The organism is Bacillus nitratireducens, assembly GCF_036320425.1.
GTDB lineage: Bacteria > Bacillota > Bacilli > Bacillales > Bacillaceae_G > Bacillus_A > Bacillus_A nitratireducens.
Window position 1 is genome coordinate 1 of sequence record NZ_JAUMJO010000010.1, and the last position, 22,765, is coordinate 22,765.

The 22,765-nt window shown below is 32.0% G+C and carries 15 protein-coding genes and 7 pseudogenes; 14 read left to right on the forward strand and 8 right to left on the reverse strand.

Going from position 1 to position 22,765, the window contains the following annotated elements:
- Window positions 1–382: 382 nt before the first annotated feature.
- Complete coding sequence (locus tag Q3V31_RS26450) at window positions 383–1,729, reverse strand: SpaA isopeptide-forming pilin-related protein (protein ID WP_097871409.1); 1,347 nt, start codon at window positions 1,727–1,729, stop codon at window positions 383–385.
- 620 nt (window positions 1,730–2,349) lie between these two features.
- Between Q3V31_RS26450 and Q3V31_RS26455 the strand changes: the two genes are divergently transcribed.
- Window positions 2,350–3,279 (forward strand): GNAT family N-acetyltransferase, encoded by a 930-nt coding sequence (locus Q3V31_RS26455; protein WP_097871411.1) that lies wholly within the window; start codon window positions 2,350–2,352, stop codon window positions 3,277–3,279.
- Window positions 3,280–3,576: 297 nt separating this feature from the next.
- On the opposite strand, the gene Q3V31_RS26460 is transcribed toward Q3V31_RS26455, so the two are convergent.
- Both Q3V31_RS26460 and Q3V31_RS26465 read right to left on the reverse strand, forming a co-directional pair.
- Window positions 3,577–4,521: a tyrosine-type recombinase/integrase gene (locus Q3V31_RS26460; protein ID WP_097871413.1), complete on the reverse strand. Its 945-nt coding sequence runs from the start codon at window positions 4,519–4,521 to the stop codon at window positions 3,577–3,579.
- Between the two features lie 531 nt (window positions 4,522–5,052).
- Window positions 5,053–5,367, reverse strand: a complete 315-nt coding sequence (locus Q3V31_RS26465; RefSeq protein ID WP_000589781.1) for a hypothetical protein — start codon at window positions 5,365–5,367, stop codon at window positions 5,053–5,055.
- A 229-nt stretch (window positions 5,368–5,596) separates the two neighbouring features.
- Between Q3V31_RS26465 and Q3V31_RS26470 the strand changes: the two genes are divergently transcribed.
- Window positions 5,597–5,740 (forward strand): hypothetical protein, encoded by a 144-nt coding sequence (locus Q3V31_RS26470; protein WP_329767514.1) that lies wholly within the window; start codon window positions 5,597–5,599, stop codon window positions 5,738–5,740.
- A gap of 67 nt (window positions 5,741–5,807) precedes the next feature.
- Window positions 5,808–6,041 carry a hypothetical protein gene (locus Q3V31_RS26475; RefSeq protein WP_329767515.1) on the forward strand — a complete coding sequence of 78 codons (234 nt, stop codon included), beginning with the start codon at window positions 5,808–5,810 and terminating at the stop codon, window positions 6,039–6,041.
- Window positions 6,042–6,305: 264 nt separating this feature from the next.
- Here the strand turns inward: Q3V31_RS26475 and Q3V31_RS26480 are convergent, their stop codons facing one another.
- Complete coding sequence (locus Q3V31_RS26480; protein ID WP_255260657.1) at window positions 6,306–7,202, reverse strand: VanZ family protein; 897 nt, start codon at window positions 7,200–7,202, stop codon at window positions 6,306–6,308.
- Window positions 7,203–7,722: 520 nt separating this feature from the next.
- Between Q3V31_RS26480 and Q3V31_RS26485 the strand changes: the two are divergent.
- The 3 genes and pseudogenes from Q3V31_RS26485 to Q3V31_RS26495 form a co-directional block, all read left to right on the forward strand.
- Window positions 7,723–7,890, forward strand: a pseudogene (locus tag Q3V31_RS26485) (Holliday junction resolvase RecU); the annotation flags it as partial.
- A 603-nt stretch (window positions 7,891–8,493) separates the two neighbouring features.
- Complete coding sequence (locus Q3V31_RS26490) at window positions 8,494–8,769, forward strand: FtsX-like permease family protein (RefSeq protein ID WP_071734989.1); 276 nt, start codon at window positions 8,494–8,496, stop codon at window positions 8,767–8,769.
- Between the two features lie 340 nt (window positions 8,770–9,109).
- Window positions 9,110–10,919: pseudogene (locus Q3V31_RS26495) on the forward strand (acyltransferase family protein).
- A 32-nt stretch (window positions 10,920–10,951) separates the two neighbouring features.
- Here the strand turns inward: Q3V31_RS26495 and Q3V31_RS26500 are convergent.
- Window positions 10,952–11,200 (reverse strand): annotated as a pseudogene (locus Q3V31_RS26500) (hypothetical protein); the annotation flags it as partial.
- A gap of 1,005 nt (window positions 11,201–12,205) precedes the next feature.
- On the opposite strand from Q3V31_RS26500, the gene Q3V31_RS26505 reads away from it, so the two are divergent.
- The 4 genes and pseudogenes from Q3V31_RS26505 to colA all read left to right on the forward strand — a co-directional run bounded on the left by Q3V31_RS26505 (window position 12,206) and on the right by colA (window position 17,010).
- Window positions 12,206–12,385, forward strand: a complete 180-nt coding sequence (locus tag Q3V31_RS26505) for a CDI toxin immunity protein (RefSeq protein ID WP_002094895.1) — start codon at window positions 12,206–12,208, stop codon at window positions 12,383–12,385.
- A gap of 8 nt (window positions 12,386–12,393) precedes the next feature.
- Window positions 12,394–12,606, forward strand: coding sequence for a CDI toxin immunity protein (locus Q3V31_RS31025; protein WP_425332961.1), 213 nt, complete (start codon window positions 12,394–12,396; stop codon window positions 12,604–12,606).
- Between the two features lie 58 nt (window positions 12,607–12,664).
- A pseudogene (locus Q3V31_RS26510) lies at window positions 12,665–13,814 on the forward strand (ABC transporter permease).
- Window positions 13,815–14,106: 292 nt separating this feature from the next.
- Window positions 14,107–17,010, forward strand: coding sequence for a collagenase ColA (gene colA, locus Q3V31_RS26515; protein WP_090814168.1), 2,904 nt, complete (start codon window positions 14,107–14,109; stop codon window positions 17,008–17,010).
- Window positions 17,011–17,047: 37 nt separating this feature from the next.
- Here colA and Q3V31_RS26520 read toward each other — a convergent pair.
- Both Q3V31_RS26520 and Q3V31_RS26525 read right to left on the reverse strand, forming a co-directional pair.
- Window positions 17,048–17,512: pseudogene (locus tag Q3V31_RS26520) on the reverse strand (IS6 family transposase); the annotation flags it as partial.
- Window positions 17,479–17,580, reverse strand: a pseudogene (locus Q3V31_RS26525) (2-thiouracil desulfurase family protein); the annotation flags it as partial. The pseudogenes Q3V31_RS26520 and Q3V31_RS26525, both read right to left, overlap by 34 nt.
- 258 nt (window positions 17,581–17,838) lie before the next feature.
- Between Q3V31_RS26525 and Q3V31_RS26530 the strand changes: the two are divergent.
- The 4 genes from Q3V31_RS26530 to Q3V31_RS26545 all read left to right on the forward strand — a co-directional run bounded on the left by Q3V31_RS26530 (window position 17,839) and on the right by Q3V31_RS26545 (window position 22,350).
- Window positions 17,839–18,606 carry an ABC transporter ATP-binding protein gene (locus Q3V31_RS26530; protein ID WP_090814169.1) on the forward strand — a complete coding sequence of 256 codons (768 nt, stop codon included), beginning with the start codon at window positions 17,839–17,841 and terminating at the stop codon, window positions 18,604–18,606.
- A complete protein-coding gene (locus tag Q3V31_RS26535) occupies window positions 18,596–20,578 on the forward strand; it encodes an FtsX-like permease family protein (protein WP_097872346.1) in 1,983 nt (660 codons plus the stop codon). The genes Q3V31_RS26530 and Q3V31_RS26535 overlap by 11 nt, the downstream gene beginning before the upstream one ends.
- Window positions 20,579–20,659: 81 nt before the next feature.
- A complete protein-coding gene (locus Q3V31_RS26540; protein WP_090814171.1) occupies window positions 20,660–21,331 on the forward strand; it encodes a response regulator transcription factor in 672 nt (223 codons plus the stop codon).
- Window positions 21,328–22,350: a sensor histidine kinase gene (locus Q3V31_RS26545; RefSeq protein WP_090814172.1), complete on the forward strand. Its 1,023-nt coding sequence runs from the start codon at window positions 21,328–21,330 to the stop codon at window positions 22,348–22,350. Before Q3V31_RS26540 ends, Q3V31_RS26545 begins: the two co-directional genes overlap by 4 nt.
- Before the next feature lie 131 nt (window positions 22,351–22,481).
- On the opposite strand, the pseudogene Q3V31_RS26550 reads toward Q3V31_RS26545, so the two are convergent.
- Window positions 22,482–22,751: pseudogene (locus tag Q3V31_RS26550) on the reverse strand (cation efflux transmembrane domain-containing protein); the annotation flags it as partial.
- Between the last annotated feature and the right edge of the window lie 14 nt (window positions 22,752–22,765).

Here is a 22,765-nt window from a genome sequence, read left to right on the forward strand (position 1 = left end):
CCAGTCTGTACAAAATCAAAAAGAATTCATCCATCAATTGTTTGGACTTGCAACATAAGATACGATTCCGTTAGGAATATATATGCTTTATTCCCTTGTGTTTTATTTTTGCACCAGAACCCAAAACAGAAGTCTTAAACTAGACTCCTGTCTTTCGACGTGAAGTGAATTACAAAAATTATTTATGGTTTCATAATAGTTAATGCAAAATACTTCATCTAATTTGATAGTAAGAAACTTTGTAACAGAACCTTTTTTAATAGTTGCACATTTAGAAAGCGCTTTCATTTGTGATAGTAGTTATAATCTACATTTTTTACAAAACATTTCTTAGCATATTTAGCTTTAAGCATTGGTAACAAACCTTTATTGTTTATAGATTTTAACCATGATATTTTCTTGTTTTTAATATATAGATTCCTAAAATAATAAATCCTAGTCCTACAAATGGGGGTGTTGGAAGCTTTGTTCCTGCTGATGGCAGGTAATGCTTTTCTTTACTTGCAAGATCCTTTTCTTCTATGTGCTCTTTACTTTGTGTATCATAAGATTGTTTAGCATTTTCATATGTAGCATGCACTTTTTTGATTTCTAGTTCACTTTTTATTTTTCGATTCTTGATTTTTATTTCTGCTATCTCGCCAGTTTTTACTTCTAATTTTTTTATTGTAGGATCAAGTACATATCCCTCTGGAGCTTGAATTTCTTTTATAACATACGTATCAGTAGGAAGGTTATTTAATGTAGCAATTCCATTCTCAGCTGTAGTGATTTCTTTTATGAAATTCCCATTTTCACTTACAACCTCAAACACAGCCCCTTTTAAGACTTCTCTATTTTCTCCTACCTTCATAATTTTTAAAGACCCCAATGTTTCCCATTTTACTACTATATCTGCACTGCTTTTCTCGCTCGTTCTTGGTAATAAGGCAGTTGTATTTTGAACCCTTTGTTGTCCATCAAAGATAACTGCTTGTAAACTCTGCAATTTTGTATTTACTCTTAACTTGAAATTTCCACTTGGTGTGTTTTTCGGAATCAGAACTTTAAAATTTTCCTTGATAGAGAATTCATTCTTTTTTTCACCTTGTTCATTTATAATTTGAACTCCTTCTGGTGCATCCTCTATTTGAACGGAATATACTCCAGATACTGCATTTGATTGAACCATATATAAATTTGTTTCAAAATAGTCTCCATTTTTTTCTACAGTTTGTTTTCCAGTAGGTATTATATTCAAATATGTTTCCTGCACTTCAGTACCTTTAGAAGCTTTTTCTACCAGATGTTTTACAAGGTTATATATCTGTTGGTTTTCTGTTTTTGAATCAGCGAGTTCAATTTTTTTAGATGCAATCCAGATAGCTAATTGAGTTGCATAGTAGGCTTCCTCTTTTGTAGAAACCCCTAATTCTGCTGGCGTTTTTTGAGGGTATCCATAAAGTAAGACACGATATACAAAATCATCCTCTTTTCCAATTTCAGAAAGGTTATCCCCATTAGGTGAATTCAACTCAGGTGATAAACAATACGCAACATCTTTTGATGACGTTCTTAGAAAGTCTGACTTTACCTTTACTTCAGTACCTTTGAATTTAATATAATTCCAGTTCATTTGAAATTTTTCTTGATGTATTATCTCGGCTGCTGCTTGTGGCATAGAAACTCCTAGCAACATAATGATTAAACTTATAATTCCAAACCATTTTGTTAACATCTTGCGGTTCATTTCATTCCCACCATTCATCAAATTTTTAGGATAAATCCTACATATTAATTGTACCCGTTGTAAAAGTAAGTTTATTTTAATTATTCAGAAAATTTAGGGTATAAATAAAGATTATGTTATAGTATCATATATTCTGATGATCTTTATTGTTTAATTGAGTTCATGATATTTGTTAAAGATATTACCCAAGGTACTGGCGTAAATATTATTTTATATTATTAAAAAATGATTCAAAAAATCAATTTTTAAAGTGTGATTTATGTATCAAAAAATAAATACACTTAATAATCTACCTATGAAATAGATGTTTCCTCTATTCCATCTTCTTTCACAAAACGTATATCTGTATTTTCAGAAATTTCGGCTATATTTATATTTATTATATTTAGAAAGTATATGGCTTGCAATCTAAAATTTCATGCAATATTGCATGAAATTTTAGAATTTTTTTATGTTATATTATTAAATTGGTTTTGTTAAAAAGTTTGAAAAGAGTATAAACAGATTGGTAAATGAGGAATAATGTTTAGGAAGTAGCCCAGTTGAAAAATCAAACCAGTTCAGATATGGTAATATAAGGGTTAAAGGCGCCAAATGCTAAGTTTAAAGGGGACGTCTAAATGTCAACGATAAGGATCGAGAAAGCATCTATTACGGATGCTGAAAAGTTAACAGAAATTAAGAAAAGAACTTTTGATGAAGAAGCAAAAAAATGGCTCCCAAATCAAGAGAATATAATCGACTATAATATTCAGCCACCAGGGTACTCTTCAATTGAAATGACTAAGTATATGATTAAGGAGTTAAATTACTTCAAGGTTATATATAACAAAACAATTGTGGGTGGAATTATTGTCACGATTTCCGGTAAATCTTTCGGAAGAATAGACCGTATTTTTGTAGACCCTGACTCTCAAGGTAAAGGCATAGGCTCAAAGGTCATAGATTTGATAGAAAAAGAGTTTCCGAATGTGCGAGCCTGGGATCTTGAAACATCTAGTAGACAGCTAAACAATCACTACTTTTATGAAAAAATGGGATATCAAGCAACCTTTAAAACCGAGGATGAATATTGTTATATAAAGAGAATAGAAACCCTATTAGGGATAGAAAAATCAGTTGAAAATGAGGACATTTCAGGTACTCAATATGAAAACTGTAATATGGCTAAAACGGAGTGTTATCAAGTAACTTTAGAAGGTAGTTCTTTTAGCAATAGTAACTTGATGAGCAGCCACATTAATAATTGTAATCTTAGTCATTCAAAGTTCCACAATATAAATTTTAGAAATACATTGTTTGCCGATCTAAATTTTTCTAATAGTGAAATGGCTTTGGTAACTTTAGAGGGGGTTCGTTTCATTGATACAAGTCTTGGAGATGAAGGTAATCCAATCACATTTGAAAGGTGTAACCTTAAAGGTAGTAAAATAAAGAAAAGTAACCTTAGGAACGTGGAAATACAGCAGAGTGATATTACAGGTATGAAAATAAATGACATTCCTGTGGCAGATCTTCTCGAGCTATACTATCATGTGAATAAAAAGTAAACAATCAGTGCTTCCCTTCAAAATTGGTTCTTTTAAATAATAGATTCATTTTTGAATGATGACCTCTAAATCAAAGAAGCTTACATATTAGATATGCCTAATATGTAAGCTTCTTTATTTCTCAAGGGTTCTCAGAATTTAGGTCTTAATAATGTACGATTTTCTTTTTTTGATAAGGTGACCCCTATTAGAATTAGCACCAACAAAATGTGAACTTCGTACGTTAGACGATTCCTCACATAGAAAAAGCCGATTTCCTGTACGCTAAGGGATAATCGGCTTTTAAGATGAATAGGTCTAATCGATATAATCATAATATCTTTTTAATGAAAGTTTAGATTTAAAACCTACCTGTTTTATAATTTGCCCCTCTAAAACTTCATTTTCGATTAGCCGTAAAATGAAGGTATTCCGTAGATGTTGTGCTGAAATTCCTTTTCGTAAATTCGCTCTTTCAACTTCAAGTCGAATCATTTTTTGAACAGCAATTTCTGTTAAGGCTTTTGGAGCATCGTTGTCATATGACCAATGATAAGTTTTTCGAGTAAAATCGTATGCTACGAATAGTGGATCATTGCTATGATATTTTGGACGAACAGGTTCAGGAATAGTTATATAATAGTTACATAATCGCTTTTTATCATCTTCAGATAAAAGAACCGTCCTCTCTATACCCACTATTCCTGGTACTGAGATTGTATTTTTTTCAAAATGAACGTGCTTCATCTGTAAACCTACAAGTTCTTTTAAGGACAAACCATTATTAATGAGTAAATGCACAATAACAATGTTACGATCCATAAGTACTGGACGAGCGGAGCGTTGTTTTTCTGTTAATCCTTCTAATGAAGTTAATATGTACTTTAGCCGTTTTTCTTCCTCTTTAGAAATAAAGTCTTCATCACGTAACGCCCGATTAGGCTGAATCATGAGATTCATATCTTCTAATGGATTAGGTAGGCCTAAATATTGATAAAGTCTACTTAGGACAATATAAACACGATGTATCGTTTTATCAGAGTAATTTCGTTGCTTCTTTAAATCATTAAAATACTCTTCATAACCCTCGGTACTAAGTGTCGTCCATATATTGGGTAAGGGAAGCTTTTTTGATTTTTGCAACCACTGACCAAAATCTTCAATATCATAAACATATCGTTTAATTGTGGAAGGTTTTCTTCCTTTATCTAATAAGAAAGAAGAAAAATGCTGTATTGTGTCTTGAAATTCTTTTGTTGGCATAGCCTTATCATCCTAATTTTTTCTTTTAGTATATCAAATTTTGAAATTAGCTTTACTTACACTACGTAATACATACTGAATTTATGTAAAAATTTCTCAATATTATATTATTGCTATATGAGCTATAATATAAGTAATTCTTTTTATTATTTATATTTTGTTATTTTCTGTTGCAGAATCCTTATTATAAGGATTCCTTTTTTGAATCAAAAATCTCCAAAGAAAAAAGATAAGATCGGGAACACAATCTTATCTTTGTACAAAGAGAATACAAAAGGGATTACTATCTTATTTATATTATATTGTTTTTTGTAAATTTTTTATATCAAAACCATAAATAACAGTTATACCTATATTGAAAAATTTATTACAAAATTAGCTATAAATGATTCAAGAAGTGAATGTAAACTTTTATACAAAATTTCACATTTTAGAAAGGTAAAAAGAGCCCAATTAATTTAGGACCCTTTTTCGTTTTGGGTAATTCTAAATTCTTAAGTTGATGGATGTGAGTACCCCTATAAAAAACAATTATTTACGACGCCTTCTCTTTGCTTTTTTACGCTGATTTGTATGACTATATTTTTTTATATGAGTACTTCTGTTCTTCTTATAATTAGGTAACTTACATATAAGAACAGTAATTGCACAAAAAATGAAAAATATAAAGTTTGCAATCATCCAAAGGTTAATATCATAGTCATATAGCTTACTAAAATACTTTTTGTCACGAGTAATATGACTTACGTTACTGTCAATTGCTTCGAGGGTGTAAGGAATAATCCAAGAGGAACCAATTAATATAACAATTGTTCCAAGAATGAAACTGAGTATATGTTTTATCAAGTTCTATTCTCCTTTAATTATGTTACGTCAGTAAGCGTGATATCTTCTTTTTGTAAAACTCCCCAAAATGTGTATCTTTCTAATTCAGGAGTAACACATATCATCAGTCGCAAATAACAAATAATAGACAATTAATTTTATAAAAAATGTTGATAAAATCCACTCTTCTATTTTTGACACAATCAATAAAATAATTCATCTTTATATATTATTTTATTGATTTCATAGGGTGAAAAACACGCAAAGCAAAGAAAAAATAATAGCGTTTTCGTTAACGGCAGGATTAGTTATACCTGCTGTGGCATTATGTGATGAAGGTCATGAAGAGGAGAAAGGACAGGTTATTTCTGATTTACCATTTGAATATTACTAGGGTTTTCATAGACTCCTGGGTGCAAAGTGAAAATGAAGTAGATTGGTATTATGTCAATGGGATACTTATGTTTGACCCATCTGCTCCTTGTGATAATAATAGCCCTTGGTTGAAGATAGACGGTAGATGGTACTTATTCAACCCTGGTGGAAAGCTAGTTAGGAAAGAGGGTAGGGAACAGTCGTCTGCTAATGGGAAATGGATGTATTGGATTCCTGGAAATTATGGACTTGCAACAAATGAATCAAGGGTAATTAACGGGGGAACATATTACTTCGATAGTAATGGTTTTATTTTGTAGAAATTACACAATGAATATGAAACTGAAAAAAATGGACATTTGATAAGGTTATAACATACATGTATATAGGAATGGCTATTTTAGGCGCTGCTGTGATCGGTTTATCGTCTTATTTGTTGTTAAGGGATGATAAGGGGTAACAAAACAAACGAACACAACGAACAAAAAACACCTGAGACTATAGCCTCAGGTAAGTTTGTACAATTTGTAGTATTAAACCAGAGATTTAATCCGCTAGTATCTAAACTAGTGGAATTCAATTCATTATTTTTTCCATTCTGTAAGCTTGACATCCCATAGCAATGCATCTGTATCAATAAATTTAATACTAAGTTCATTTGCTTTAGCCAACTCTATCTTAAAGGAACTTGTGGATGTAGATATGCTTTCTTCAGAAAATCGAATGGTTTGTACATCTTTTCCATCAATAGAAAAAATTATCTTACCGGAATGTTTGCTCGCACTATCAGGGATACCGAGATATCCCGAAAGTTTTGCATACTTACCTTTTAGCAAGTATTTAAATTGCTGAGAATTTGTCCCTTTACTACTAAACATATTTAATTTAGGTTCAATTTTTTTATGAGCCACTTCAAAGCTTGTGGAATTGTTAACATTCGGTACATATCCAGTACTTTCGGTCAGTTGATTTAGCGCTATAACGGTTCCATTTTTGGGGGATTGTTGTTCCTTTTCTAATGATTTATTAATTTCACCTACAACTACAAGTACTCCTAATGTCATGATAAATGCTATTACACCTGTAATAATAAAGTTTTTCAAAGTATTATTAGAGCGAAATCCTATTTTATAGGCACAAAATCCTATCGTAGCACCCATTGCATTCACAATTACATCATCAATGTCAAAACCACCAAGAAAAGTAACCATTTGTAGTACTTCTAGTATAAGAATAGAAATACAGAATGAAGTAATAAATCTAATAAAGCTACAACGATATAACATAGGAATTAATACCCCAAAAGGTATGAATGCTGTTAAATTTCCAAAATTAAAAAACCATAGATTAAAATCTTCTCTATCTACCATATTTGGCAAGCTCAAAGGAATACTACTCGGTATTAACTGGAATTCATATTCATGGTTAATATATTTTAATCCCAATCTATCGAAACCAAGGAACATAAAGTAGAGAATCAGAACGGAATATAGTCCTAATATTGCGAGGGTAATGTTACGATGTTTTCCTTTGATAATAAAACCTCCTATTACTAATAATTGTTCGTATTGATAATTTCACAAATTCTCATATTTTAAATATAACAATAAAACTATGTTGGCGTAAGTAGTAATTCGGTTCTGTTGCAAAGTTTTTAAAAGTAAGCTAATCCTTTTACGAAAAAAGGTCCTGTTGTCTCCAACAGAACCTTTCCTAAAATGGCAAAGAGTAACTCTTACCTTACTCTTCTGCTATATAATACACAAAAAACGTATAGCTGTGTATAACAATAAATCCCAATGTAAACATTTGAATAAAGTGTTTAAAAGTATTTTATCAGAGCTTAATATAAGGAATCAAATTACAAATGTTGATTTATCAATAAATATTAATGATGCGCTATTAAATGATAGTTGATAAAGTGATATTACAATAAATAAATAGGGGATATTGCATATTCAATTGAAATAGAATATTACCAGTGGAAAGTGAGGAATAACAATGGGACTAGGAAACCGTGGTATGGCATTTGAAATGCATATTAATCTAGCGAATAAAATGTATCAACGAGGGGGAGTAGCGCTTATAAACAAGCGTCCGACTCCTGTGAAGGTTTTAAAAAGTAAAGGTGGCCGTGTATTAAATGGATTCTATGAAGCAAAAACTACAGAGAATCCTACACGATTAGATAGATAATCTGTTTTATAGGAGTAGCAGATTATCGTTATTCATATTTCCCTGATTGTATCCTTTATTTATCAGGGTCTTTTAAGATAGCCTTTTTTTAGGAGGGAAGTACCAAGCTAACCACTACTCCAGCGTGATCGGACGGCCAAGGAGCGGTTGACGTTCTCTCATGCTGTTCTTCTCCTACCACATCCGCCATAATTGGGTTCTAACCGTTTTTTAACAAAATAAAATCTATTCTTTTGTTTAGAGAGGACGCGGCATTCAATAGATCAGAACCCTGGCAACAGGTAAGTCCTTTTCATTTACCCACCTGTATCCAATCATCTCGAAATCCATCATTGATAAAAAATGTTATTCAATTAGCTATGATGTGATAAGTTTCGATGATATTGTTTCTGTGAACAAAATGCTGAAAGTAAAAGATATAGATAGTAAAATATTTCAAGCGAAGTTGCAGCCTTGTAAAGCACCTTTAATAGCCTTAACCGCCTGTTTTTAATAGTATCCATTCTGATTTTAGCAATAGGTCTCTTTATCAGCATCATTCTGCTTGTTAAGTTGCAAAATTAAAGATATAGAGAATTGGGGTTACTATCTGCACTAGGTTTTAGTAAAGGCGCAATACGAAGAATGATACTCAGTGAAAATGTATTGTTATCGGGAATGGCGTCTGTTTTTAATGCTTTTCTAATTAGTTTCACATATTTTATCAGTATTGCTTTTGATCTTGGTTTAGTTATCACGATACTTCAAATGTTTCTTTCTATTTTAGTAACAGCAATTATTGTTATCGTGATCAGCATAACAGCAAGTTATAAGCTTATTAATACTGAGCCTGCTGAGGCACTAAGAAAGTAAAAAATTCATTAGGGGTACCGCTATATGCCCATTGGGCTAAAATTTTATATCTCTACAGTTATTTATGGGGAATTCAGTTCGTTTTTTTGTTTTTGTAATAATTTATTACTTGTATGGGGCTTATAAGGGACTATTCAGTGTGGGTCGGGAAAATTTAACTACCATATAAAGTGATAAAGTGATAAAGTGATAAAGTGATAGTTGCTGTGCATGTTATTATAAAAAAGAGAGCCTTCCCAAATGATGTTTGTAATAGTCTAGCTTATACGATTTTAGGAAATTAATAGCATTTTATACCGCTATTATTTACCTAATTTCCAAGAAATAGAGGTGATTGTAGGTGACTAAACCTTTTAAAAAAAATAGTCGTTATATGGTTGGATTAGACAGTCTAAGGGGCCTAGCTATACTAGGTGTTATTTTGTATCATATTAATTTTAATTGGATGCCTGGAGGATTTTTAGGGGTTACTGTATTTTTTGTACTCTCAGGTTATTTAATTACAGATATTCTAGCGATGGAGTGGAAGAGAAATAAGAGAATTGATTTGAAGAAATTCTGGCTTAGTAGGGCAAGGAGATTGCTTCCAGCAATGTTTGTTATGCTCGTTATAACGTTGGCCTGGATTACGATTTTTCATAGCTCTTTACTTGAAAAAATGTGTGGAGATTCATTAGCGGCGTTATTTTATGTTAGTAACTGGTGGTATATCTATCATAAATTATCGTACTTTGATAATTTTAACCTCTCCATTGAATCATTTTTGGTCGTTAGCAGTTGAGGAACAATTCTATGTTGTCTGGCCGTTTATCATTAGTTTAGGACTTTACCACATAAAAAAACAATCCCGTATGATTTTATTGATTTGTCTGGGAGCTGTTGCTTCAGCTTTAGCGATGGCAATTTTGTATGAACCTGGAACTGATCCGAGCAGAATTTATTATGGCACAGATACGAGGGCCTTTTCTTTACTTATTGGAGCGGCACTTGCCTTACTTTGGCCAAGCAATAGGCTTGCAAATAAAATTATTCCAAAGGCGCGTCTCATTCTTGATGTAGTGGGAGGAACTGCTCTTATTATTATATTACTTATGTTTTGGAAGACGAATCAATATGATCCGTTTCTATACAATGGAGGAATGGTTCTCTTATCAATTGCAACAGCATTGTTAGTGGCAAATCTTGCTCATCCAGCTAGCCGCATCGCTCAATTTTTACGATTTAGACCTTTACGCTGGATAGGGATAAGGTCGTATGGCATATACCTCTGGCATTATCCAATTCTTACATTGACGACTCCAAAAGTAAATGCTGGAGATTTTTCACTAATAAGAGCAATACTTCAATTTCTTCTAATTATAATGATTGCGCAAATTTCATGGAAGTATATTGAAAAACCAATCCGACAAGGTGCGCTCCGAAATATTGAGTTTAAGAATTTAAGAATTCAAAATGTCGCTTTAGGTGTTAAGTTAGCTTTAATTTGTGCAGTATTCGTTTCGTCGATAGCCGTCTTTGGGTTAACAAAAGTTAGTAAGGCTAAGGAGAATCCTCAACTAGATAAGGCGGAAGCAGTACAAACACACCCTGCGAAACATCCAGTTGCATCTTGGGATAATCCAACTCAAGAGACGCCACAAAATCAAGAAGAATCAAAAGAAGTAAATTCTGCGCAACCTAAAGATGCTCACACCGTTACTGCAATAGGCGATTCCGTTATGATTGATATTGCTCCGTATTTAAAAAATACTTTTCCTGATATTAGGATTGATGCACAAATTGGTCGCCAACTGTCAAAAGCGATTCCTGTAGTTGAACAGTTAAAGAATGAAGGGAATTTAGGAAACTATGTCATTATTGGATTAGGTACAAATGGAGCCTTTACTACTGAGCAACTTGTATCATTAATAAATTTAATTGGGAATGAACGTAAAATGATATTTATTAATACGAGGGTACCACGTCCGTGGGAATCAATCGTGAATGAGAGATTAAAATCGACAACATCTGAATATTCGAATATAACTTTAGTAGATTGGTATGCAGCAAGTGCTGGAAAGGGAGACTACTTTGCACCTGATGGTGTGCATTTAACCAAAGTAGGTGCAGAAGCATACGCAGCACTTGTAGCCAAAGCGGTGAATCAATAATTAGATATATTTTATTAACTTCTTTTGCAAAATTAACTGAAATGTAAAAGATCTATGGTTGAGGAAGACAAATTTTTTGCAGTCATCAATAATTTCTGTAATTCATTATACGTCGAAAAAGCGAAGTTTGGTTGAAGACTCCGTCTTTTTTATACAGGGCATGAATGGTTTCGATGCCGTTTACTATACGTGAGGCATGACGAATGTTTTGAAATCCTGCGGATTTGGAAAAGTGTCTGTCGCTTTACATGTCGCTGGTCCTGTTCTGTGAGATTATTTATAGGAAGAAAGAATGTAACTTCCTAACTTTAAAAATAAGCCCGAAGAATTATTTAATTCTTTGGGCTTATTTTTGGTTCTGGTGCAAAAATGATTACGTAGATAATCCAACATGAATGTTATATTCTCATGAGAACGAGTTGTTCGGAAATCAATATAAAAATCCGTATTTTTATACTTTGTAAAGATTGAACGTTTGTAATTACTCTCATATTTTTGTGTATATTTTGACAGCATTCGAGGTTTGCACCAGAACCCTCTAATTGTACCATCAGCAAGGACAATTTTGTGCAAATTTGGATGAATAGGACATCCATGTAAAGTTAACATAACGTCCCATTATCGGTAGAAAAAATGTTATATCCTTAATTACATAAAGAAAAAGAATCCCTTATGGTTTCTAGGATTCTTTTTCTTGTTTAAAGTTTGCTCACACAAATGATCTGCACATCAATTCATCTTTGATATACAGATCATTTGTATGATAATTCTTATAAATAATTGCTGAATGATAAGCCTACATAAATGCTTTTAAAAGTTCTTGAACGAATGGAAGTACTCCACCTACAAATTTCAAAATTGCCATTGCGATTTCCATAATCATTTCCTCCTTTTTTATATTAAGATATTATGAATCTTTATACTCTCATTATAGTAAGTGCTTATATAGATAGCAGGTTATTTTAATATGCAATATTACATATTAAAAGACGGCTTATATTGTTATGATAGAAAAGTTAAATTCTACAGCATTTTTCGATGTACTGCGAAGCTAATGATTATGAAAGTTCCAGTAGGTAAAAAGGGAGAAGGATTTTTATAATTCTTTTCCCTTTTTATATGTTCACAAACAGAACATATCTATAATAAGAGAGTGGTTGTATACGATTATTTATTTCACTCCCTTTTCCTCATATCTCTTTACAACCCGATAAAAAGGTTCGACTTGAGGGGAACGAAGAAACTTATATATCATTATTAAATTATTTAAACAAGTAGGTGATAGTATGGGAACATTGTTAGAGGAATGTATTGAAATTTTGGGACAGAATATAAGAATCTTATCTAAAGAAGAAAGAGAAATGGTTCTTATAAATTTTGAAACTAATTTTTATATTACACAAGGGGGACGCATTGAATGGTCAAAAATAACTCAGTGCATTGAAATAAATACAATTGATGAATAATTTCATATTTGAATAGTTGTTACGATGAATATAATAAGAAGGTTTATTTAATTTGGAATGAAGGGAGATTACCAATTGGTAAGACAGACTTAGATAAGGTTTTCGAAGTAATAGACGATGTTAATGCGGTTAGCTTTGATACTTGGATATATGGGTTCTGGTGCGAAAATTTCAAGACCATTTCAAGTAATCTCCTAAACTTGGACATACTGATAGTATGATTCTAAAAAAGGTGCGTGATCAGTATGGAAAAATTACAGAAGACAGAAGGTGTGCGGTATGAGTTTACTAGATAGTATCAAAATTTCCCTATCTTCTATTCTAGCTCATAAGCTGCGCTCAGCCCTTACAATGCTAGGGATTATAATCGGTGTAGGTTCTATTATTACCGTTGTTGCGATTGGACAGGGCGGGAAAGCTGCATTAAAATCACAATTTGTTGGTTCTGGAAATAGTGTGATTTCTATTCATTATAAGGCCAACATGAATGATCCATCCGGTATGGAATCAATAGGAAAACCGAAATTGACAGAAGAAGATTTCAGAGAATGCACATGTAATTAAGACAAATTAAAATATGGAAACACTAGATGTTAATGATAAAAAAGAAATGGTAAATATAAAAGGGCTAGACGATGAATACTTTGCTGTAAATAAAGTTAAGGTGAAAAAAGGTCATTCTTTAAATGATACAGATATTGAACAAGGAAATAATGTTGTCATTATTAGCGCGGGTTTAGAAAAAAGGATATTTGAAAAAGAGAATCCCATTGGAAAAAATCATTGAAATGAAAGGCCAACCAATGCAAATCGTTGGTGTATATGAAGCTACAGGTGGATTTATGGGAATGGGAGATTCCGAGGCGTTATTTCATTAACGTTATGGCCAACGTTGTATGGAACAGATGAAATTCAAAGTATTTCTGTCCAAGCGAAAAAAATCGATAATTTAGATGCCGCTGGAAAGAAAGCAGCTGATGTATTAAATAGTCGTAAGCAAAGTGAGTTTACAGGTAAATATAAGGTACTAAACTTAAAAGAAATTCAAGAGGGTATTTCTAAAATGACAAATATCATGACGATGATTATTGGTGGTATCGGTGTTATGAACATTATGCTTGTATCTGTAACAGATCGTACTCGTGAGATTGGGGTACGTAAAGCACTTGGAGCAACGCGTAGTAAAACCTTACTACAGTTCTTAATTGAAGCTGTTATGTTAACGCTTCTTGGAGGATTAATTGGAATTGGCCTTGGTTATGGAGGTGCATATATTGTGTCAACATTTGCAAAATGGCCACCACTTGTTTCATGGCAAGTAGTCGTTGGCGGTGTGTTATTCTCTATGACACTTGGTATTATTTTCGGGTTGATCCCAGCGAACAAAGCAGCAAAATTAGATCCAATTGAAGCCCTTCGTTATGAATAAGTTTATTAGTAGAAAGCTATTTATTTAATGTGGTTCTGATAAAAAGATAAAACAAAAAAGAATTCCTCGTTTCTTTTGGGATTCTTTTTTGTTTGCAAAGGTATGTTTATCTGAACACACATAAATTTACAAGGTTTTTAAACACAAAAATAGGAGGCATTTTATGATTTTTTGTTCAACATTACCGTGTATAGAAATGTACAAAGAAAGAATATGCAATATTGCATTTTACATTACTTCATCGGGATAATATGTTGTTTATTGAATGTAATATATAAATGGAGGAAATGTTATGAACAAGAAATCAAGGTTTACCCAAATGATGCTCGGTATTAGTACAATGGCCTTATCATTTGGAAGTATCCAAACACAAGTATCAGCGGAAGAAAACACACCTTATAATGTGTTACAAAAGAAACCAATTGGGATAGAAACTTCAACATATGAAATTGCACATTCTACAAAAGCAGACGAAATATTGTCTTATGAAGAACGTTTAAAAGTAGGCGATTTTTCACAACGTCCAGCTCCGGTCGTGAAACGAGCAGCGGCAAAACAATTTCAGCAAAAGTATTCTGTGGCAGAGCTGAATAGAATGAGTAATGACGAATTCATCGATACATTGGCAAGTATTAGTTGGAATCAAATTACAGATTTAGATCAATTTAATCAAGAAACAAAAGAGTTTTATCAGAATAAAGAGCGAATACAGGTTATTATTGATGAATTAGGTCGTCGTGGAAGCACATTTACAAAAGATGATACAAAAGGGATTGAGACGTTTGCTGAAGTATTACGTTCCATATCTTATGTAGGCTTTAATAATAAAGAGGTAAGCTATTTAAATGAGAGAAGCTTTCATGATAAATGTTTACCTGCATTAAAAGCAATTGCAAAAAATCCGAATTTTAAATTTGGTACAGATAAACAGGATGCAGTGGTATCTGCATACGGTAAATTAATTAGAAACGCTTCTTGTGATGCTGAAACAGTTCAATATGCGGCGAATATATTAAAGCAATATAACGATAATATTTCCACATATATAAGTGACAAGAAGAAAGGGGACGCCTTGTATGAGCTTATACAAGGGATTGATGATGATATACAGTCTTACTTGTTTGAGACACGTAAAAAAGCGGATGAAACAATATGGTATGGGAAAATTGATGGTTACATAAATGAAGTTAGTCGAATGGCTCTTTTGAACCATCTAACAACAGAAAATAAATGGTTAATTAATAATGGTATATATTATACTGGTCGTTTAGGGAATTTCCATAGTAATCCAAATAAACCTTTAGAAGTACTTACACAAGCAATGCATATGTACCCTCGTTTAAGTGAGGCTTATTTTAATGCGGTAGAGCAAATTTCAACAAACTATGGTGGAAAAGATTATAACGGAAATACAGTAGATTTTAAGAAAATACGTGAAGAAGGCCAGCAGCAGTACTTACCAAAAACGTATACATTCGATGACGGCTCTATTGTATTTAAAACAGGAGATAAAGTTGCGGAAGAAAAGGTTAAGAAACTATATTGGGCTGCAAAAGAAGTAAAAGCGCAGTATCATCGTGTAATTGGAAAAGATGGAGCGTTAGAATCAGGGAAAGCTGATGATGTACTGACAATCGTCATTTATAATAATCCAGATGAATATAAACGAAATAGCCAACTATATGGATATGATACGAATAATGGTGGAATTTATATTGAAGGAATCGGAACGTTCTTTACATTTGAGCGTACACCGCAGCAAAGTCGTTATAGTTTGGAAGAATTGTTCCGTCATGAATTTACACACTATTTACAGGGAAGATACGAAGTTCCAGGATCATGGGGACAAGGAGAAATGTATCAAGATCAACGTTTGACTTGGTTTGAAGAAGGAAATGCAGAATTTTTTGCAGGATCTACTCGTACGAATAATGTTGTTCCGCGCAAAAGTATAATTAGTGGATTATCATCTGATCCTGCGAAACGTTATACAGCAGAACGAACATTATTTTCGAAATATGGAGAAGGAGACGAAAAATGGGACTTTTATAATTATTCTTTTGCACTGCAGTCTTACTTATATACTCATCAATTTGAAACTTTCGATAAGATTCAAGATTTCATTCGTGCAAATGATGTGAAGAATTATGACGCATATCGTGAAGCTTTAAGTAAGGATCCAAATTTAAATAAAGGATACCAAGACTATATGAAGCAGTTAATTGATAATCAGGGTACATATAATACTCCGCAAGTATCAGATGATTATTTAGCTACCCCTTCACCAAAGCCACTAGCTGATGTAAAGAAAGACATTACGGATGTAGCAAAGATAAAAGATGCAACGATTACAAAGCATAAGTCTCAATTTTTTGATACGTTTACATTAGAAGGGACATATACAGGTGGCGTAACAAAAGGAGAATCTGAGGATTGGAAAACGATGAGCAAGAAAATCAATCAATCTTTAGAACAGTTAGCGCAAAAAGAATGGAGCGGCTACAAAACAGTTACAGCGTATTTTGTTAATTATCGTGTGAATGAGAAAAATCAATTTGAATATGATGTTGTATTCCATGGTGTTGCAACGGGAGAAGAAGAAAAACAGACTGTTAAAGTAAATATGAATGGACCGTACAATGAAATATTAAATGAAAAAGTTGAGTTTCATAGCGATGGTACAGAAAGCACAGGTGGAAAAATTGTTTCTTATCTCTGGGATTTTGGGGATGGTACAACAAGTACAGAAGCAAATCCTACTCATGTATATGGAAAAGAGGGAACATATACTGCAAAGCTAACAGTGAAAGATAATAAAGGAAAAGTAGGCCGAGGACAAACATCGGTTACCGTAAAACAGGATGAGCCAGCAGGTCATAACTATCAAAATGCAAAGGTAATTCGTTTTAATAAGCTTTCAAAAGGAAATATGGATCGTCCAAATATGGCGTATATGCACACATTCAATGTCACATCTCCAAAAGAAGTAGATATTTCTTTTATAGATGAACTGGGAATTGGGATACAATGGGATGTATATCACGAATCAGATTTAGAACATCCTGTTATTACGGGCCAAGCGGATGGAAATAATATAAAAGGGAAATTTGAAGCGAAACCTGGGAAGTATTATTTAGTTTCATTTTTTGAAAAGGAAAACGGAAAGGGAACATATTCGGTTCTGTTGCAAAGTTAGAAAAAATATAGAGAGGTCTACAAATTGGAAATAGACTTTAAGCAATCGCTACTAATTGCTGTAGTTCTTTGTACACTGAAAAGACGGAGTCTGATTCAAGACTTCGTTTTTGTTTATATATGGCCTGAATCGTTTCAATCCCTTTTATGGTTCGTGAAGCATGACGAAGATTTTGAAATCCAGCGGATTTGGCAAAACGTCTCTTTACATGCCTATGATCCTGTTCAATCAGGTTATTGAGATAGTTAACGGTACAATGTTTTGTACGTACATAAAAGCCGTTCTTCTTCAGTTTTTTGAACGCACAAAGCAAGGCTGGAGCTTTGTCTGTAGTGAGAACTGTTGGTTCTCCAAAATGTTTTACTAATCTTTTCATAAAGGCATAGGCAGCCTGATGATCCCGTTTTTTACGAAGTTGAATATTCAACGTGTTTCCATCTTTATCAATTGCACGATAGAGATAACGCCATTCTCCCTTAACTTTGATATACGTCTCATCCAAATGACTATGAATCCATGTCTTTTAAATAGAGCTGTTGTTACGCCGTAACCAGTTTGTTTATTTCCACTAATTACATATGTCTTATCGTTTTTGCACCAGAACCGATACCCCTACATTTATCTGCCTCTTTGGTAAGGCATCGAATAATCCTTACTTATACCATCGCGATTTCTGATAACTTACATGTAGAGATATCACTCAATATAACAAAAATGTAATGTTAATGAAATGTAATTCCAGCGATACTATAAATGAAATTATATAAAATGAATTACATAAATGAATGGGAGTTAAAGAATTTTTATAATGAAAAAGGAGAAGTATTAATGCGAAATATATTAAGTGTAGAAAAAATTGAAAAATATTATGGTAATAAAGATAATGTAACAAAGGCTATAGATAATATTAGTTTTAAGGTAGATGAGGGAGAATTTGTTGGGATAATGGGGCCTTCAGGAAGTGGCAAAACTACATTACTTAACTGTATATCAACTATTGATAATGTTACTACGGGAAAAATAATAATAAATAATAGTGACATTACTCGGTTAAAATCAAAGTCACTAGATAAGTTTAGACAAAATGAATTAGGGTTTGTATTTCAGGACTTTAATTTATTAGATACCCTTACTGCTTATGAAAATATTGCCCTAGCGTTAACTATAAAAGGTGAGGAAAGTTCAAAAATTGATGGCAAAATACAAGCAGTTGCAAAATATTTAGACATTGGACAAGTATTAAGCAAATACCCTTATCAAATATCAGGCGGACAAAAACAAAGGGTTGCTTCGGCAAGAGCTATCGTAACAGATCCATCTTTAGTACTTGCAGATGAACCAACAGGATCGTTAGATTCTAAATCAGCTAGATTATTACTCGAAAGATTTGAAAGTCTTAATAGGGATTTAAAAGCTACAATACTTATGGTTACTCATGATGCATTTACAGCAAGCTATGCTCGTAGAATTCTTTTTATTAAAGATGGAAAAATATTTATCGAGTTGGTAAGAGGGAATGATTCCAGAAAAGAATTCTTTACTAAAATTATCGAAGTTATAACCCTTCTTGGAGGTGACGATAATAATGTACTCTAAGATTGCTATTGGGAATGTAAAGAAAAGTTTTAAAGATTATGCAATATATTTCTTAACACTAACACTGGCTGTTTGTATATTTTATAGCTTTAACTCAATAGAATCACAAAAGGCACTTATGGAAATTAACGCTTCAGATAGAAAGTATGTACCTACAGTAATGAACGCTATCTCAAATGTGTCAGTATTTGTATCTGTAATATTAGGTGGTTTAATATTGTATGCAAATAATTTCTTAATTAAAAAACGTAAAAAAGAATTAGGAATATACATGACTTTAGGTATGGGAAGAAGAAACATATCCAGAATATTAGTAACAGAGACATTTCTAGTTGGCGTTATATCTTTAGTGAGTGGACTTATAATAGGTATTGGAGTATCGCAGGGGTTATCTACATTTGCATTAAAGCTATTTGACTTGCCCATCAATAAATATAAATTTGCAATTTCAACAGGTGCTATAGGTAAAAGCGTATTATACTTTGGAATCATGTTTTTATTTGTTATGTTATTTAATGTATATGTTGTTTCTAAATACAAAATAATTGATTTGTTAACAGCAGGTAGAAAAAACGAAGATGTAAAATTTAGAAATCCTCTTATCTATGTAATCACATTTATTATGTGTGTAGCATCACTTGGATATGCATATGTCACTGTACTAAAAATCGGATTGAATTTTACTAATCCTATGCTCGTGGTATCAATCCTTCTTGGTATATTAGGTACATTGCTGTTTTTCTTTAGTTTATCTGGATTTATATTATATGTTGTAAAGAAGAATAAAAAAGTCTATTTTAAAGGTTTAAATATATTTATCATCAAACAAATTAATAGTAAGGTTAATACAAATTTTATATCCATGTCTGTAATCTGTTTAATGTTATGCCTTACAATGGTGGCTTTATCTACAGGAATTAGCTTTAACAGAATGATGGACGCAACAACGAAAGAAGTAACGCCATTTGATGCCAGTATTACGTTGGAGAATAAAGATGAAAGTTACACTATAGAAGAAGTATTAAAGAAAGCTAACTTTAAAATAAGTAATAACGAAAAATATATATCTTATAATGTATATCGAACAGGGATGGAAGTGGTGGACTTTGTACCAGAACTTAAAGATTATAATATGAGTATAGATTTCATTAAAGTATCTGATTATAATAAAATTTTAAATCTTAAAGGTGAAAAAGAAATCACTTTAAATAACAATGAAATTTTACTTTTATCAAATGAAGGCCGATTTGTTAATTCGACAAATGAAAGATTAAAAAATAGCAATAAGATGAATATTAAAGAAAAAGAATATTTGGTAAAAAACACTAAAGTTATACAAGAGAATCTTTACTCTTATGATGTGCGAACTAATTACTTCACAATCGTTATAAATGATGAGTTTTTATCAGGCTACAAAATTACTGAATCCGTACTTAATGTAAATTATTTAGATGGAAATAGAGAAGAATATAATAAAAAATATGATAACGTTGCGCGGGGCTTTTATGACGAAAATGGCCCGAAATTAAATATTAATCGTATAGCAGGCAAATCAAAGGATGAAGTTTATGCAGGAAGTAAGGGATTGAAAACTATCGTACTGTTTATTGGGATATATATCGGTATTGTATTTTTAATAACGAGTATGGCTGTATTAGCTCTTCAACAATTATCAGAAGCCAGTGATAGTATAGATCGATATAAATCTTTGAAGAGAATTGGTTCAAACGGAAAAATGATCGACAAAACGATTTTCATTCAAACTTTCGTATACTTTAGTCTTCCAGTTTTTCTTGCCATAATTCATTCTATAGTTGGAATTTATGTAGTCAATTATTATATTAACACATTTCAACAAACAGACATTATTTTACCAGCATTGATGACGGGCTTAGTATTTCTTGTAGTTTATGTAGGATATTTCTACACGACATATGTCGGGTATAAAAATATTGTAAAAAGTAATACTTGATTTTATAATGCTCATTAAGGCTATTACACCTTGTTTCTCAAGATGTGATAGCCTTATATTCTATATAGGAAGGGAAAAGTCATGAAAAAAATCATACTGATTGAAGATGATGAAATCATCAGAGAAGAATTACAAAATTTTTTTATAAAGTATGGATATGAAGTAAAGGCTCCTACAGATTTTAATCATATTATCGAATATATAGAAAGTGAGAATGCAGATCTTATATTGCTAGACATAAATCTTCCTGTGTTCGATGGCTATTATATATGCAGGGAAATACGTAAAACTTCAGATGTTCCAATCATCATGGTTACAAGCAGAGATAGTGATGTAGATGAACTAATAAGTATGAATTTAGGAGCAGATGATTTTATAACAAAGCCTTATAATACAGAAATACTATTAGCAAGAGTAACAAACATTTTAAGAAGAACATATGGAGATTTAAAGACAAATAATATCTTAATTTATAGAGATTTTAATTTAAATCTTTCAAATGCAACAGTTACTTATCAAGACAAGTCTGTAGAGTTAACTAAAAATGAAGTTAAAATACTCTCTTGCTTAATAAATAATCGCGGAAATATTGTAAAAAGAGATTCACTCATAGAAACCTTATGGAAATCTGATTATTTTGTGGATGATAGCACCTTAACTGTTAATATAAATAGATTAAGAAAAAAGCTTGAAGAGATAGGTATAGAAAATCCAATTGCAACAAGAAGAAGCTTAGGGTATATAATGCCATGAATATAGGTGAATTTATTAAAGATAAAATGGTAGTAATACTATCAAATGTACTGGTATTTATTATACTAGCAGGTATATTGCTGACTGTGAATGTTCAGTTCATTATAATATGCTTTGTCTTTTGTATTTGGTTTTTTCCATTGATTTCATATATGGCTATAGAATTTATAAAATGTAAAAATTATTATAATGAGATTAATGGTATATTAGAAAACTTGGAGAAAAAATACCTACTTCCAGAGGTAGTAAAGGAAGCAAACTTTATACATGGGGAAAAGCTTAACGCTATACTGAAAGAAATAAGTAGAGATATGCATGAAAATGTAAAATATTATAGAGATATGCAAATAGATTACAGAGAATATATAGAGACATGGGTGCATGAAATTAAGACACCGATAGCTTCTACAAAGCTAATAATTGAAAATAATCAAAATGAAGTAACGAATAAAATTGACTCTCAAATGGATCGAATCGAGGGGTTTGTAGAACAGGTTCTGTATTATTCTCGAAGTAATAACGTTAATAAAGACTATATGATAAAGCCAATCAACCTTGATAATGTAGTAAGGAATGTAATTAAAAGAAACTATAGGGATTTTATTCATAAGAGAATAAAATTAGACATACAGGATATTGATGAAATCGTATATAGTGATGGGAAATGGGTTGAATTTATTATTAATCAAATAATAGGAAATTCTATAAAGTACTCAAATAACAAAGAACAAATGATACGTATATACTCAATTAAGAAAGCTAACTCAGTAATACTAACTATAGAGGATAATGGAGTAGGGATAATAACTAAAGATATAAATAGAGTTTTTGAAAAAGGATTTACTGGAGAGAATGGAAGGAGATTTAGCAAAAGTACAGGAATGGGTTTGTATCTATGCGAAAAACTGTGCTCAAAATTAGGAATGAAAATTGGCATTGAATCTGAAGTGAATAAAGGAACTAGAGTTACATTAATATTTCCGTTGTCAGGTATGGTAACTTTTGAGTCTTGTTTATAAAAGAGATGCTGCCATTTTTCCGCGAATATCGTATGAAACTTATAAACAAATGTAAATCGGTATGAAAAGAGTAGAAGTCCTATTCATATCGATTGTATTCTTTATCCATTAAAAACACCCGCGATTGTTCGAGGGTGTTCCTGAATCATTCTCTCGTATTCACTACTTTTCTCAGTGGGTAAACCACCTTCCATTAATATATAGGTAGCTTCTTTCCCCATGCTAATAGCAAGCTTTAAAACAAAAAAGGATACAATTATCCCAGCAAGTGGATCACCATAAGCTGCATAGGGGATTGGGTAAATATTGTTTAACAATGCAATACCGGTTCCAATTACAGCCGTAATGGATGCGTAAACATCAGCAAGATGATTATAAGCAGTTGCGATTAGTCCTTTACTATTTGCATTTCCAC

Bases quoted from the DNA above. Each gene is read 5' to 3' on its own strand.
- Q3V31_RS26450 (WP_097871409.1), bottom strand. From the start codon at position 1,729: ATGAACCGCAAGATGTTAACAAAATGGTTTGGAATTATAAGTTTAATC.
- Q3V31_RS26455 (WP_097871411.1), top strand. From the start codon at position 2,350: ATGTCAACGATAAGGATCGAGAAAGCATCTATTACGGATGCTGAAAAG.
- Q3V31_RS26460 (WP_097871413.1), bottom strand. From the start codon at position 4,521: ATGCCAACAAAAGAATTTCAAGACACAATACAGCATTTTTCTTCTTTC.
- Q3V31_RS26475 (WP_329767515.1), top strand. From the start codon at position 5,808: ATGTTTGACCCATCTGCTCCTTGTGATAATAATAGCCCTTGGTTGAAG.
- Q3V31_RS26505 (WP_002094895.1), top strand. From the start codon at position 12,206: ATGGGAACATTGTTAGAGGAATGTATTGAAATTTTGGGACAGAATATA.
- colA (WP_090814168.1), top strand. From the start codon at position 14,107: ATGAACAAGAAATCAAGGTTTACCCAAATGATGCTCGGTATTAGTACA.
- Q3V31_RS26530 (WP_090814169.1), top strand. From the start codon at position 17,839: ATGCGAAATATATTAAGTGTAGAAAAAATTGAAAAATATTATGGTAAT.
- Q3V31_RS26535 (WP_097872346.1), top strand. From the start codon at position 18,596: ATGTACTCTAAGATTGCTATTGGGAATGTAAAGAAAAGTTTTAAAGAT.
- Q3V31_RS26540 (WP_090814171.1), top strand. From the start codon at position 20,660: ATGAAAAAAATCATACTGATTGAAGATGATGAAATCATCAGAGAAGAA.
- Q3V31_RS26545 (WP_090814172.1), top strand. From the start codon at position 21,328: ATGAATATAGGTGAATTTATTAAAGATAAAATGGTAGTAATACTATCA.